Genomic DNA, 13,360 nt, shown 5'->3' with positions numbered 1-13,360 from the left:
CTCCTGGAGGCTTAAGACTGTGTTCCTGCCCGAAGAGGGACAAAGCGAACGGATTCGAGTTCGTCACGGCGCCAGGTTGCGGCTCCCGTGCGTTCTATGAGGATCAAACGCTGCGCTGTTGACCCTTCCGGGGCAATTAATCGACCCCCAATGGTCAACTGTTCCAACAGCGCCTGGGGAATTTTAATACCGGCGGCAGCAATGATGATGGCATCAAACGGTGCTACCCCGGGCAATCCTGCCATGCCGTCTCCGAATACCAGACGAACACGGGTAATGAGCTTGAGCGTTCGGAGATGCTCTCGTGCAAGTTCGTGCAAGCCGCGAATTCGTTCGATGGTATGCACTTCCTTGATGAAATGTGCCAGTACCGCAGCCTGATAGCCACAGCCCGCACCCACTTCCAGCACTTTAACCGGAACCCGATTTTCGCACATCACGGAGATCATCCGCGCGACGACCCAGGGTTGTGAAATGGTCTGACCATGACCGATAGGCAATGCCGCGTCTTCGTAGGCACGACTGGCCAGACCTTCATCGACGAACAAGTGCCGCGGCACCGACATCATGGCGTCGAGCACGCGATCGTCCTGGATGCCCTGGTTGCGCAAACGCTGAATCATCATGCCACGCGATCGTTCGGAGTTCAAACCCAAATTGGCATTGCCCGACGACTGGCGGAGTGCCGGTACGACGGGCGCCGCACGACCCTGGGCGAAGACCCGTGTATTGCTGTTGGCGGTGGACAAACCTCCACCAAGGCTTGAACGCCCGAAGCGGTTGGTGGTGCCGTTGGCAAACGGGAACGGCACTACTGGTTTTCGCATAACGGCACCGCCCAGTCCCTGACTAATGACAATTGTTCGTAATGGGTGAGATCCAGCCGTAACGGGGTGATCGACACGGCATGCTGTTCGATCGCACCGAAGTCGGTATCTATGGCCGAGTCGGACGCCCGTCCGACGGGGCCGATCCAGTACACCGGATCGCCATATGGGGTACTGCTTTTCACGACCGGCTCGGAAGGGTGGCGTTTGCCCAGGCGTGTAACGCGAACCTCGCGGATGGCATCATAGGGCACGGAAGGAATGTTTACATTAAGCAGTATGTTGCCAACCAGGGGAGTAGCCGTTTGCTGTTGGACGATACGCCGGGCGATACGCGCCGCACCTTCGATATGTTCCCACCCTTTATTTGCAAGGGAAAATGCGATGGAGGGAATGCCGAAAAGATGGCCCTCGGTTGCCGCCGCCACCGTACCGGAATATAGGGTATCGTCTCCCATGTTGGCGCCGTTATTGATGCCCGAAACCACCAAGTCGGGACGAAAGTCCAGCAGGCCGGTCAGGGCTATGTGCACGCAATCGGACGGCGTACCATTTACATAGTAGAAGCCATTGGCAGCCTGACGCACCGACATCGGCCTGTTGAGGGTAAGGGAATTCGACGACCCGCTGCAATTGGTCTCGGGGGCCACGACGGTTAATTCACCCATCCCTTTCAAGGCCTGCACCAGCGCCTCGAGGCCTGGAGCGGTGTAGCCATCATCGTTGGACACCAGTATGCGCATTGCCCTTCCATAGAATTCAACCGAACGTAGCGAATTGTACCTGCTCGTATTGGTGTTTTGGGTGACACTCGGTAGAATCCACGCAAACACACTGGAGCTTTCTAAATTTTATGACCGTCGCTACCGCAAGTTTCATCGTCCTTGCCCTCGTCTTTATATCGTATCTGCTCGGGTCCGTTCCGTTCGCGGTGGTGGTGAGTCGCGCCATGGGACTGAAGGATCCGCGCAGCTACGGGTCCAGGAACCCCGGCGCCACCAACGTTTTGCGTACGGGCAACAAGTTGGCCGCGGTCCTGACGCTTCTGGGCGATGCGGCCAAGGGCTGGCTGGCCGTATTCGTCGCTGCGTATGCAACAACTCAATGGAGTCTGCCTTCGTTCAGCGTGGCACTATGCGCGGTTGCCGTGTTTTTAGGTCACCTGTTTCCGGTGTTCCTTAAATTCAAGGGTGGAAAAGGGGTAGCGACGGCGCTCGGCGTGTTGCTGGCATTGAATCCCTGGCTGGCACTGGCCACAGTGGGAACCTGGCTGATCATCGTCTACGTAAGCCGGTATTCTTCGCTGGCTTCCATCATCGCGGCCATCTTCGCGCCACTGTACTACTTGCTGGGCGGCAACGTTGCCTGGCCATTGGATCCAGCCATTGCATTCGCCATCGTGATCATCAGCGTGATGTTGCTGTTTCGCCACCAGGCGAACATCAGCCGACTCATGACTGGCAAGGAAAGCCGCATCGGCAGCAAGAAGTAGTTTGGCGTGCTAAACAGCCGCGGCGTCAGCGCCCAGGCAAATGTCATGCAACTCCCAGCGGGGTCTCACGGTGAAGGCATGGCTGGTATCAGACAGATCCACGAGGCCTGCATTTACGCGCATTGCTGCCGCGAATGCAATCATGGCACCGTTGTCGGTGCACAGGTCCAGGGGAGGAAAAAATACCTGTCCTCCCAGTTTGAGCATGTCTTGCAAAAGGCGGGTCCGCAGATGACGATTTGCGCCCACCCCACCGGCCACCACCAGACGCTTCAAGCCGGTCTGTTTCATCGCCTTGATCGATTTGGCGCCAAGCACATCGACAATGGCCGATTCGGTGGATGCGGCAAGGTCGGCAAGCTGCTGCGCCGATAAGGGACCGTCGGCTTTCTCCAGGGCCCTGACGCGCGTCATTACCGCCGTCTTGAGGCCACTGAAACTAAAGTCCAGGTTGCTGCTATGAATCATGGGCCGCGGGAAGTCATGAGCCCTGGCATCGCCCTGCTGAGCCAGGTTGGACAACGCCGGCCCGCCTGGATAGCCCAGGCCCATCAGCTTGGCCGTCTTGTCGAATGCTTCACCGGCTGCGTCATCGAGAGTTTCACCGAGCAACTCATATCGCCCAACGCCGTCAACCCGCATGATCTGGGTATGTCCGCCAGAAACCAGCAAGGCAACGAAAGGAAAGTCAAGGCGTGGAGCCGCGAGCAACGGCGACAGCAGATGTCCCTCGAGATGATGGATAGGAATGGCCGGCAGGCTGCGCGCCCATGCAAACGACTGCGCGAAGCTTGCGCCGACCAGCAGCGCACCTGCCAGGCCCGGTCCCGCGGTATAAGCGACTGCGTCAATCTGATCCAGCGTCATGCCGGCCGAACCAAGCACTTCGCGCGTAAGGGGCAGCACACGGCGGATGTGATCGCGCGAGGCGAGTTCCGGAACGACACCGCCATACTGCTGGTGCATGGCGATCTGGCTGTGCAGCGAGTGCGCCAGCAAACCGCGTTCGGTGCAGACCAGCGCCACACCCGTTTCATCGCAAGAGCTTTCAAAACCAATAATAATCATGAGCGCCAGTTTACAACCACTAGTGAATCCGTCTTAGAATTCAGGCTGCATTACTTTAATGATAGTGCCTGACCGACTGCACGCGGCGGCGCCACGGCCCATCAAGCCCCCTTTTCAGGAATTCCCATGCTCGAACGATTATTCCAGTTGCGTGAACACGGAACAACAGTGCGCACCGAAATACTGGCCGGCATCACGACGTTCCTGACAATGTCATACATCATTTTCGTGAACCCGGAAATCCTGTCGAGCACTGGCATGGACAAGAGTGCCGTCTTCGTGGCGACGTGCCTGGCTGCGGCCATCGGCACGCTTATCATGGCATTCCTCGCAAACTGGCCGATCGGCATGGCACCCGGAATGGGTCTGAATGCTTTCTTCGCATTTACGGTGGTCGGAGCATTAGGGTATAGCTGGCAACAAGCGCTTGGGGCCGTGTTCCTGTCCGGCGTCATATTCCTGTTGCTCACCCTTACAGGCATCCGGTCATGGCTTGTCGCGGGCATACCGAAGTCGTTGCGCGCGGCCATCGCGGCCGGCATAGGGTTGTTCCTGGCCATCATTGCACTGAGCAGCTCGGGCATTGTCGTCGCTAATCCGGCAACCAAAGTGGACTTGGGCGACCTCACTGCCGCACCGGCACTTTTTGCCATTCTGGGCTTTTTCGTTATTGCGGCGCTCGACGCCATGAAGGTCCAGGGATCCATCCTGATCGGCATCCTGGCAGTCACTGTTCTGTCCATGCTCACCGGACACAGCGAATTCTATGGGGTGTTTTCAATGCCTCCCAGTCTCGCGCCAACTTTCATGCAATTGGACATCATGGGCGCTTTGCATACGGGCTTTGTACATGTCATCCTCGTGCTTGTCCTGGTCGAGGTATTCGACGCTACGGGGACAATGATAGGCGTGGCCAAACGAGCCAATCTGGTTCCTGAAGGCAAGCCCAACCGGTTGGGACGGGCGCTGATGGCGGACAGCACAGCAATCGTGGCAGGTTCCTTCCTTGGAACGAGCAGCACAACTGCCTATGCCGAAAGCGCCTCCGGCGTTCAAGCCGGCGGCCGTACCGGCCTGACTGCGTTGACGGTCGGGATCCTGTTCCTGCTCGCACTGTTTGTGGCGCCTTTGGCCGGTTCAGTACCGGCCTACGCTACGGCACCCGCATTGCTGTATGTGGCTGGGCTGATGTTGCGCGAGATTACCGAAATCGACTGGAACGATGTAACTGAAGCCACCCCCGCCGCGTTGACAGCCATCATGATGCCATTCACGTACTCAATTGCCGACGGACTGGCTTTCGGCTTCATCAGCTACGTGGTGCTCAAGGCGGCCACAGGACGCTACCGGGAGATCCATTTGGCGACTCTTCTGGTGGCGGTGCTTTTCGTGGTTCGATACGCGTTCTTTCCTGCATAAACCTTTGTGGATAAGCCTGCCCATCGGCAACGGCGTCAAGCGCCGAAACCGCTGGCCGCGCAAAGCGCGCTACACTAAGCTAATATATCAATCATTCCAAGCGGCTATAAGCCGCTTTTTGTTTGGGGGACGCTCCTATGAGTACCATCGACTTGAACAAAGACTCGTTTCAGGCTGCAATCAAGGCAAGCAAGCCGCTGATCGTGGATTTCTGGGCACCTTGGTGCGGGCCTTGCCGGAATTTCGCACCTATTTTCGATGAAGCCTCTGAGCTGCACGACGACATCACCTTCGCCAAGGTGAATACGGAAGATCAGCAGGAACTGGCGACCGGCATGGGTATACGGTCCATCCCTACGCTCATGGTGTTTAGCGAGCAGGTATTGCTATTCTCACAGGCTGGGGCGTTGTCTGCGAGCCAGTTAAGCGAACTGATCGCCCAGATCAAGGCGGTGGACATGGATCAGGTGCATGCAGAAATAGCCGCGCAGCAGGACCAGGCCGACGACGAGGCATAAGCGGTCCAAGCGTCAGGAAGCGAAGTCAACAACGAATGACGCTCAGACCGGCGACCAGCTGCCCTGGCCGCGAGTAAGATTCACGAAGAGTTGGGCAAGGGCTTCTTCCTGCGTCCGCGGAAACGCGATAGTCCATCGAACGCCTTCGCCGTCAAATGTCTCTTCGACGATACGTGTCGAGAACGCGGGAAAACGGGACTGGACTACCGCCATGTCGGCGAAGCCGCAACGGCAGGCCACCATCACCTCATCGATAAGTTCAGTCTTGTCTGCGAGTCGCAGACATTGTGCCGCTGTGCCGCCATACGCGCGTATCAGGCCGCCTGGACCCAACTTGATGCCACCGAACCAGCGCACCACGAGTACTGCGACACGGTCATACTGCTGCCCTTCTATCGCTTTAAGTATTGGGCGCCCGGCCGTGCCTCCCGGCTCGCCGTCGTCACTGAAACGATATTCGCTTCCAATACGATAGGCCCAGCAATTGTGGGTGGCTTCCGCGACCCTATGCGCGGCAACAAACTGTAAAGCCTGAGCAGGAGACTGAGCAGCCGCCGCAAAGACAGTGAAGCGGCTCTTCTTGATTTCTTCCTGGTAGCTTGCCAAACCAGTCAAGGTATAAGGCATGGCTCCAGCCGATCAGGCCTCGATACCGCGTGAGGCCAGGTAGTCCTCATAGCCGCCCAGATAGTCGGCAACCTCGCCATTGGGCATGATTTCCATGATGCGCGTTGCAACGCCCGAGACGAACTCCCGATCGTGAGAAACGAACACAAGTGTGCCCGCGTACTTTTCGAGTGCGAATTGCAGAGACTCGATCGATTCCATATCTAGGTGATTGGTGGGCTCGTCCAGCAGCATCACATTGTGGCGGCCAAGCATGAGGCGCCCGAAGCTCATGCGGTTTTTCTCGCCGCCTGAGAGTACTCTGACCTCCTTGCCGATATCGTCGCCCGAGAAAAGCATGCGACCCATTACCGAACGCATCGATTGATCATCGTCGCCCGCCTGGCGATATTCGCTGAGCCAGTCGAACAGTGTCTTGTCGGACTGGAATTGGTCGGATACGTCTTGTGCCATGTAGCCGATGTCAGCGCTTTCAGACCATTTGATCGAACCCGTATCGGGCTGCAGGTCGCCGGCCAGCATCCGCAACAGCGTTGTCTTGCCTACGCCGTTGGCGCCAATGATCGCCACCTTCTCGCCGGCTTCTATCATGGCGGAAAAAGGTTTGATAACAGGCTTGTCATAGGACTTGCTGATCTTGTCTATCGTTACGGCGAGGCGGTGCAGCACTTTGGTCTGTTCAAAGCGTATGTAGGGATTCTGGCGCGACGATGGCTTCACTTCGACCGCGGCTGCCTTGATGCGGTCGATTTGCTTGAGTCGCGATGTTGCCTGGCGTGCCTTGGACTTGTTGGCGGCAAAGCGACGCACGAAATCCTGCAGCTCAGCCACCCGTTCTTTGGCCTTGGCGTTCGATGACGAGACTCGTTCGCGGGCCTGCGTGGAGGCCAGCATGTAGTCGTCGTAGTTGCCCGGATAAATGCGCAGCTCGCGGTAATCCAGGTCGGCCATGTGCGTGCACACTTGGTTCAGGAAGTGGCGATCATGGCTGATGATGATCATCGTGCTTTGGTAGCCATTAAGCACGTCTTCCAGCCATCGTATGGTGTTGATGTCCAGGTTGTTGGTGGGCTCGTCCAGCAGCAGTACATCGGGATTCGAAAACAGCGCCTGGGCCAGCAGCACACGCAACTTCCAGCCCGGCGCGATCTCGCGCATGGGCTGGTTGTGCTGCTCAACCGGAATCTCCAGGCCCAGCAACAGCTCGCCGGCCCGCGCTTCTGCCGTGTAGCCGTCGTATTCCGAGAACTTCGCCTCGAGATTGGCGGCGTGCATGTAGTCGTCTTCCGTGGCGTCGGGGTTTGCATAGATGGCATCCCGCTCCGACATCACCTGCCACATTTCCTCGTGACCCATCATTACCACATCCAGCACCCGGATGTCTTCAAATGCGAACTGATCCTGGCGCAGCTTGCCCAGGCGTACCCCGGGCTCCAGCGACACATTGCCGGCAGTGGATTCGAGGTCGCCCCCGATGATTTTCATGAAGGTGGACTTGCCCGAACCATTGGCACCAATCAAGCCGTAGCGATTGCCCTCCCCGAATTTGACACTGACGTTTTCGAATAAGGGCTTGGGGCCGAACTGGATGGTTAGATTTGCGGTGGAGATCACTTAGAGATTTCACGTAATAAAGTCAATATAACCTGATAGTTTAACAAGTTGTGCCTAGAAATGCTCTTCGAGCACCAGATGAGCCATGCCGTCTTCGGTCGCGACTCCGACTTGCTTGCCTATGGGCAAGGTGGCCTTGACCCGGGTATGGCCATACGGCAGACCAGTGATGACGGGCACTTTGACCGTGGCGCGCAGCCAGGCGACGACAGACGGGAGATCGAAACCATTATCGTGGGCGGCGAGGCGGTAATCGGTGAAGCGGCCAAGCACAATCGCCTGCTGGCGGCCCAGAATCCCGGCATGCCACAATTGCGTAAGCATGCGTTCGATCCGGAAGGGATGTTCGGCAATGTCTTCCAGGAACAATATGCCGCCATCGATATCAGGCATATAGGACGTACCGACCAGTGATGCAACCATGGCAAGATTGCCTCCCCATAAGAGGCCGCGCGCATCAACCGCATCGGAATCGGGGGACTCGAAGCTCAAGACCTCGAGTTCGCGCCGCATGGTCTCGGCAAACAGGGCCGCCGTGAGATCGTCCATCTTTTTCGCACCGAAATCATAGACGGCTGTCGGCCCCGCAAAGCTGCTTGCACCTGTCCTGGCCAGCAAAGCCAGGCTGAACACCGTGAAATCACTTTGACCTATGAATATTTTTCCGCTGTCGGCTACCGCAGTCCAATCGATGTAAGGCAGCAAGCGGCTAAGGCCGTAGCCACCGCGGGTCGCCATGACGATAGGATGCTTCTGCTTCAGTGCGCGGGCGATGCCGGCCAGGCGTTGCTTGTCGGTACCCGCAAAGCGTTCATGCACGGCAAGCGCGGTACGGTCAACGGCAGTCTTGAAACCCAGTTCACCCAGGCGTTCGCGCGCCAGTTCGATCGCCAGCGGATCTGCCACGGCACCGGAAGGTGAGATCAGGTAGATGCCATCAGGTGACGGGAGGTCGTGGTGCTCATGATGGTGTCCATGTTCATCGTGGGTATGGTCAGGAGCGTGGTCGTGCGCCGCGTGCGTCATTATTGATCTCGTCTTCAAGCGAATAGTTGGGAAAAGCAAGACATAATAATCCATGCACTGCGACGGCAGCGCGGTCTATTCAAGGAGCCGTCTTGCGTCGCCGTTCGCGAAAGAATTGCCTGAGAAGACCACCACATTCAGCCGCCAGCAGGCCGCCGGTCACCGACGTCTGGTGATTGAGCTGCGGGTAGGCCTGCACGCACAGTACGCTGCCGCAGGCACCTGTCTTGGGGTCGGTGGCACCGTACACCACCCTGCTCAAACGCGCGTGCAAAATGGCCCCCATGCACATCGCGCAAGGCTCCAATGTAACGAACAGGCTGGCGCCAGGCAGCCGATAGTTGCCCGTGGCTGCGGCCGCTTGGCGCAGCGCCACGATTTCCGCATGAGCGGTGGGATCGTGATCGGTAATGGTGCGATTGAAACCCCTTCCTATTATTCGTCCCGCCACGTCCAGCACCACCGCGCCTACGGGCACTTCACCAATCGCACAGGCAAGGTCGGCCTGCTGGATTGCGATATGCATGGCCGATTCATCTTCCGTGCTGAATACTGCCTGATGAGACACTATTTCAGCCACGATAGATCCGGTTGTTCAAGGCGATCCGGCCGGCCAGGCTTTCGACCGCTTCTTCCAGCCATTGGTAAAGTTCAGCCTGCTCGTCATAGCGTGCCTGGTTCAGGTTGGAAACTCGCCCTTCCTGGATGAACCCCCAGGCACGACTCCGCTTGTCGCGATGTTTCGGGTCCCAGACGCCGAACGCGACACCGCCTGAACGTCGGATCAGGGAAAAGCACGGGATGTCTGTATACCCATCGCCAACGAATATCATTTGTTCGAAGGGGACCCGCAATTTGTCGGGGGCAATTTTTTTGTTGACCTCGAATGGTTTGTTGCGGGAAGCCGTGCCGATGATCCCCTTCTGGATATGGAACAGGTAGCGCGTTTTATCGGTGAAGCTGACTACCCGTCGGGGAAAATGTATGCCTCCGTCGGCGTCGTAAATAAATTCGGAGGCCCAGATATCTGTAAATTCATGGGCAATGGATGTGTGGCGCACCACGTCGCCGACACCACTGGAAATCAGGTAGAACTCCAGCTGGACTTGAGGATGATGATCTTTCACCATGGCCCTGAGTCGTCCGAACAGGGATTCCACACCTGCGTGCAGCGGCAGTCGACTGCCCCAGTCCTTGAGCCTGTCCTGATCGATCAACCCGTGGGTACCGCTCTTGGAGAGTTCGATCATTTGATACAGGTAGGCGGGCACGGGGTCCCAGTCTTGCTCGAACAACAGCGGGTCCACTTGAGCTTTCCAGAATTGCTGCACATCCACCCCGATATCGGTCAGAAAACCTGACGTGCTATCTGGGGCCAGGGTGTCATCGAAGTCGAAGATCAGGGCAATAACATCGGACATACAGGTATCTCTTGGTGCTTAACGTTGCAAGACCGGCATTATGCCAATAAAGCGAGGCAGGTGACGAAAGCGCGCACAACGGCGGCTCAGCTTATATCGTGTCGTGTTGCACGTTTCAGGCGCCGCAGCACCCGGGGCAGTATCTGGGGCAGGTCTTCCGAAATCAAGCCCGGGCCGAAAAGCGCCGCGGCCTCGCCGTGTAGCCATACGGCCGCGGCTGCGGCGTCAAAAGCCGGCATGCCCTGGGCGACGAGACCGGCAATGAAGCCGGCAAGGACGTCGCCTGTACCACCTGTCGCGAGGTCCGGCGGAGCGTTGGTGTTGATGACTGCGCGTCCGTCAGGGGCAGCAACAATGGTATCAGCGCCCTTCAGCACCAATACGGCGCCGCTACGCCTGGCCGCCATGAGTGCACGTTCCAGCTTATCTCCGTTGACATTGAACAAGCGGCCAAATTCGCCTTCATGGGGTGTAAGCACGCAGGGACCCGCTATCGCATTGAAAAGCGACTGGGGATCCGCCGCAAACGCGCTGATGGCATCGGCGTCGAGCACCACCGCACGCTTGCGCGCCAGCACCGCCAACACGTATTCACGCGTGCTGTGGGACACGCCGGCTCCGGGACCAACGACGACCGCATTCTTGCGATCGTCGCTAAGCAGATGGTCCAGCATGCTTACGTCGTTGACGCGCTGCACCATAATACTGGTCAATGCCGCGGCATATATGGCCCAGGAGGAATCGGGCGCTGCCACGGTAACCAGCCCGGCGCCGATCCGCGCACTGGCCAGTGCCGACAGCCTTGCCGCGCCCGTCATGGTGGCCCCGCCGACCACCAGCACGTGGCCACGCTGGTATTTATGGCCATCAATATGAGGCCATGGATACGCGTTCATCCACAGTACCGGCGAGTTCTCGAATACAGCCGGATCGATCTGTGAGAGAACCCGGTCAGGAATGCCAATATCGGCAAGTATCACCTCTCCACACAGCAGCCTGCCTGGCATCAGGACGTGTCCCGGCTTCTTGCGAAAAAACGTAACGGTAATATCTGCTCTCGCGACGACACCTTGCGGCTGGCCGCTCGCACCGTCGAGGCCGCTGGGAACATCGATGGCACAAACAGGAATGCCGCGTGACGCAACTGCCTCGAGTAGTTGGGCCGCTACACCGGAGATAGGCCGGGTCAAACCGGCGCCGAATAAAGCGTCGACGACCAGCGCCGTGCCGTCGAGCAGGTAGACAGATAGTGCGAGGACTTCGTCGTTCCATAAAGCCGCCTGCCTTGCCGCAACACCGGACAGCTGTTCCAGACTGCCCAGTAAAGCTATCCGGACGTTCCAGCCGGCATCGCGCAGATGGCGAGCGGCGACGAATCCGTCGCCGCCATTATTCCCCGGACCTGCCAGAACGAGCACGGGCCGCTTGCCCCAGCGTGCGCCGACGGCGTTGGCCACCGCCGAACCGGCGGCTTCCATGAGCGCCATTTCGCTGATGCCCGAGGCAATAGCGGCACTATCGGCGGCGGCCATTTGGGCCGGGGTAAGCAATGCTGACTTGCAAGAGAACATGAATGACATCCAGTCCCGGTTGTGGGGTCGATCAGGGTTCCGATTATGGTATTGTGCCCTAGTCGAATTCGGAATTCATTATGTCACCCGTCATTTCGGTATCCAATCTGAACAAGACCTACGCTTCGGGTTTCCAGGCGCTCAAAAATATAAATCTGGACATACGCCGCGGTGAGATATTTGCGCTGCTCGGGCCCAACGGCGCCGGCAAAACCACGCTTATCAGCATAATCTGTGGGCTGGTGAACCCCTCATCGGGAACGGTGCTGGCCGATGGCCACGATATCGTGCGTGAGTATCGCCTGGCGCGCTCCAAAATCGGTCTGGTGCCGCAAGAGCTTACCACCGATGCCTTCGAGTCCGTCTGGGACACCGTGAGCTTCAGCCGCGGCCTGTTCGGCAAGCCACCCAATCCCGAACATATACAGAAAACTCTACGCGCCCTGTCGCTGTGGAACAAGAAAGACAACAAACTTATCACGCTTTCAGGCGGGATGAAGCGCCGCGTACTGATTGCCAAGGCGTTGTCACATGAACCTCAAATTCTGTTTCTCGACGAGCCCACGGCCGGGGTAGACGTATCGCTTCGGCAGGAAATGTGGCAAGTGGTGCGTTCTTTGCGGGACACGGGCGTTACGGTCATTCTTACGACCCACTACATCGAAGAAGCGGAAGAAATGGCCGATCGGGTCGGCGTCATCAACAATGGCGAAATCATACTGGTCGAAGACAAAACGGAACTCATGCACAAACTGGGCAAGAAACTACTGATACTGCACCTGCCCCAGCCCCTATATGCATTGCCCGAATCGCTTGGCGCCTACCAGCTGGAGCTATCCACCGATGGCACCACGTTGACCTATACCTATGATACCCAGCGTCAGCACAACGATATCATCGCGCTCTTTCAGGACCTGACCACCGCCGGCATACGATTCCGAGACCTGGAAACGAAACAGACGTCGCTTGAAGAAATCTTTGTGAAATTGGTTCGAAACCCATGAATATCCATGCAATCCGCGCGATCTACGCATTCGAAATGGCCAGGACCTGGCGTACCCTGCTGCAAAGCATTGTCGCGCCGGTCATTTCCACGTCTTTGTATTTTGTCGTATTCGGCGCTGCCATCGGACACCGGATTACCGAGGTGGACGGTATTAGCTACGGAGCTTTCATCGTACCAGGACTGATCATGCTTTCACTGCTGACGCAGAGCATATCGAATGCATCATTTGGCATTTATTTTCCGAAGTTCTCTGGCACTATCTACGAAATCCTGTCGGCACCGGTTTCCTATGCCGAGATCACATTGGCATATGTCGGGGCGGCGGCGACCAAATCCATAATTCTTGCCGCCATCATCCTGGCCACCGCCGGATTTTTCGTGCCCTTGCAAATAGACCATCCCTTCTGGATGTTGCTGTTCCTGGTTCTCACGGCGGTCACATTCAGCCTGTTCGGTTTCATTATAGGAATTTGGGCCGACGGCTTCGAAAAGTTGCAGCTGGTGCCTTTATTGATCGTCACCCCGCTGACATTCCTGGGCGGAAGCTTTTATTCCATCAATATGCTGCCGCCCTTCTGGCAGACCGTCACCCTGTTCAATCCGGTTGTGTACCTGATCAGCGGCTTCCGATGGAGTTTCTACGGCATTGCCGACGTCAATGTTTTTGTAAGCCTGGGCATGACGGTGTTTTTCCTGGCCGTATGCCTGGCCCTGGTCTACTGGATATTCAAGTCGGGATACCGGCTCAAGAACTGACCGGCGTTGCGTGCC

General features: G+C 57.5%; 14 protein-coding genes. 5 read left to right on the top strand and 9 right to left on the bottom strand.

All coding sequences use genetic code 11. The features are described from left to right. Window positions 1-11: 11 nt before the first annotated feature. Together CR155_RS08220 and surE are read right to left on the bottom strand one after the other, a co-directional pair. The gene (locus CR155_RS08220) at window positions 12-827 is read right to left on the bottom strand and encodes a protein-L-isoaspartate(D-aspartate) O-methyltransferase (protein ID WP_102069537.1); all 816 of its coding nucleotides are present in this window, start codon (window positions 825-827) and stop codon (window positions 12-14) included. Then, window positions 812-1,570 (bottom strand): 5'/3'-nucleotidase SurE, encoded by a 759-nt coding sequence (gene surE / locus CR155_RS08215; protein WP_102069536.1) that lies wholly within the window; start codon window positions 1,568-1,570, stop codon window positions 812-814. Before surE ends, CR155_RS08220 begins: the two co-directional genes overlap by 16 nt. 110 nt (window positions 1,571-1,680) lie before the next feature. Here surE and plsY point away from each other — a divergent pair, with 110 nt between their 5' ends. Continuing rightward, window positions 1,681-2,319, top strand: a complete 639-nt coding sequence (plsY, locus tag CR155_RS08210) for a glycerol-3-phosphate 1-O-acyltransferase PlsY (protein WP_102069535.1) — start codon at window positions 1,681-1,683, stop codon at window positions 2,317-2,319. A 9-nt stretch (window positions 2,320-2,328) separates the two neighbouring features. Here plsY and tsaD read toward each other — a convergent pair whose 3' ends face one another. Continuing rightward, window positions 2,329-3,387, bottom strand: coding sequence for a tRNA (adenosine(37)-N6)-threonylcarbamoyltransferase complex transferase subunit TsaD (gene tsaD, locus CR155_RS08205; RefSeq protein WP_102069534.1), 1,059 nt, complete (start codon window positions 3,385-3,387; stop codon window positions 2,329-2,331). A 126-nt stretch (window positions 3,388-3,513) separates the two neighbouring features. On the opposite strand from tsaD, the gene CR155_RS08200 reads away from it, so the two are divergent. Further along, complete coding sequence (locus tag CR155_RS08200; protein ID WP_102069533.1) at window positions 3,514-4,806, top strand: NCS2 family permease; 1,293 nt, start codon at window positions 3,514-3,516, stop codon at window positions 4,804-4,806. A gap of 137 nt (window positions 4,807-4,943) precedes the next feature. Then, a complete protein-coding gene (gene trxA, locus CR155_RS08195) occupies window positions 4,944-5,324 on the top strand; it encodes a thioredoxin (protein WP_102069532.1) in 381 nt (126 codons plus the stop codon). 42 nt (window positions 5,325-5,366) lie between these two features. Here trxA and CR155_RS08190 read toward each other — a convergent pair whose 3' ends face one another. The 6 genes from CR155_RS08190 to CR155_RS08165 all read right to left on the bottom strand — a co-directional run bounded on the left by CR155_RS08190 (window position 5,367) and on the right by CR155_RS08165 (window position 11,583). Beyond that, window positions 5,367-5,951 (bottom strand): IMPACT family protein, encoded by a 585-nt coding sequence (locus CR155_RS08190; RefSeq protein ID WP_102069531.1) that lies wholly within the window; start codon window positions 5,949-5,951, stop codon window positions 5,367-5,369. Window positions 5,952-5,963: 12 nt separating this feature from the next. Continuing rightward, window positions 5,964-7,565 carry an ABC-F family ATPase gene (locus CR155_RS08185; protein ID WP_102069530.1) on the bottom strand — a complete coding sequence of 534 codons (1,602 nt, stop codon included), beginning with the start codon at window positions 7,563-7,565 and terminating at the stop codon, window positions 5,964-5,966. Window positions 7,566-7,619: 54 nt separating this feature from the next. After that, window positions 7,620-8,591 carry an LD-carboxypeptidase gene (locus CR155_RS08180; protein ID WP_102069529.1) on the bottom strand — a complete coding sequence of 324 codons (972 nt, stop codon included), beginning with the start codon at window positions 8,589-8,591 and terminating at the stop codon, window positions 7,620-7,622. A gap of 79 nt (window positions 8,592-8,670) precedes the next feature. After that, the gene (tadA, locus tag CR155_RS08175) at window positions 8,671-9,162 is read right to left on the bottom strand and encodes a tRNA adenosine(34) deaminase TadA (RefSeq protein WP_255399232.1); all 492 of its coding nucleotides are present in this window, start codon (window positions 9,160-9,162) and stop codon (window positions 8,671-8,673) included. A 1-nt stretch (window position 9,163) separates the two neighbouring features. Next, entirely contained in the window at window positions 9,164-10,012 is an 849-nt protein-coding gene (locus CR155_RS08170; RefSeq protein WP_102069528.1) for an HAD family hydrolase, read from the bottom strand. Between the two features lie 86 nt (window positions 10,013-10,098). Then, the gene (locus tag CR155_RS08165) at window positions 10,099-11,583 is read right to left on the bottom strand and encodes an NAD(P)H-hydrate dehydratase (RefSeq protein ID WP_102069527.1); all 1,485 of its coding nucleotides are present in this window, start codon (window positions 11,581-11,583) and stop codon (window positions 10,099-10,101) included. 80 nt (window positions 11,584-11,663) lie between these two features. On the opposite strand from CR155_RS08165, the gene CR155_RS08160 reads away from it, so the two are divergent. Together CR155_RS08160 and CR155_RS08155 are read left to right on the top strand one after the other, a co-directional pair. After that, entirely contained in the window at window positions 11,664-12,587 is a 924-nt protein-coding gene (locus CR155_RS08160; protein ID WP_102069526.1) for an ABC transporter ATP-binding protein, read from the top strand. Continuing rightward, a complete protein-coding gene (locus CR155_RS08155; protein ID WP_102069525.1) occupies window positions 12,584-13,345 on the top strand; it encodes an ABC transporter permease in 762 nt (253 codons plus the stop codon). Before CR155_RS08160 ends, CR155_RS08155 begins: the two co-directional genes overlap by 4 nt. Window positions 13,346-13,360: the final 15 nt, after the last annotated feature.

This window comes from Pollutimonas nitritireducens (assembly GCF_002849615.1).
Lineage (GTDB): Bacteria > Pseudomonadota > Gammaproteobacteria > Burkholderiales > Burkholderiaceae_B > Pollutimonas > Pollutimonas nitritireducens.
Note: the sequence above shows the minus strand (reverse complement) of the source record. Positions and strands in the feature narration are given on the sequence as shown.

Bases quoted from the DNA above. Each gene is read 5' to 3' on its own strand.
- CR155_RS08220 (WP_102069537.1), bottom strand. From the start codon at position 827: ATGCGAAAACCAGTAGTGCCGTTCCCGTTTGCCAACGGCACCACCAAC.
- surE (WP_102069536.1), bottom strand. From the start codon at position 1,570: ATGCGCATACTGGTGTCCAACGATGATGGCTACACCGCTCCAGGCCTC.
- plsY (WP_102069535.1), top strand. From the start codon at position 1,681: ATGACCGTCGCTACCGCAAGTTTCATCGTCCTTGCCCTCGTCTTTATA.
- tsaD (WP_102069534.1), bottom strand. From the start codon at position 3,387: ATGATTATTATTGGTTTTGAAAGCTCTTGCGATGAAACGGGTGTGGCG.
- CR155_RS08200 (WP_102069533.1), top strand. From the start codon at position 3,514: ATGCTCGAACGATTATTCCAGTTGCGTGAACACGGAACAACAGTGCGC.
- trxA (WP_102069532.1), top strand. From the start codon at position 4,944: ATGAGTACCATCGACTTGAACAAAGACTCGTTTCAGGCTGCAATCAAG.
- CR155_RS08190 (WP_102069531.1), bottom strand. From the start codon at position 5,951: ATGCCTTATACCTTGACTGGTTTGGCAAGCTACCAGGAAGAAATCAAG.
- CR155_RS08180 (WP_102069529.1), bottom strand. From the start codon at position 8,591: ATGACGCACGCGGCGCACGACCACGCTCCTGACCATACCCACGATGAA.
- CR155_RS08170 (WP_102069528.1), bottom strand. From the start codon at position 10,012: ATGTCCGATGTTATTGCCCTGATCTTCGACTTCGATGACACCCTGGCC.
- CR155_RS08165 (WP_102069527.1), bottom strand. From the start codon at position 11,583: ATGTTCTCTTGCAAGTCAGCATTGCTTACCCCGGCCCAAATGGCCGCC.
- CR155_RS08160 (WP_102069526.1), top strand. From the start codon at position 11,664: ATGTCACCCGTCATTTCGGTATCCAATCTGAACAAGACCTACGCTTCG.
- CR155_RS08155 (WP_102069525.1), top strand. From the start codon at position 12,584: ATGAATATCCATGCAATCCGCGCGATCTACGCATTCGAAATGGCCAGG.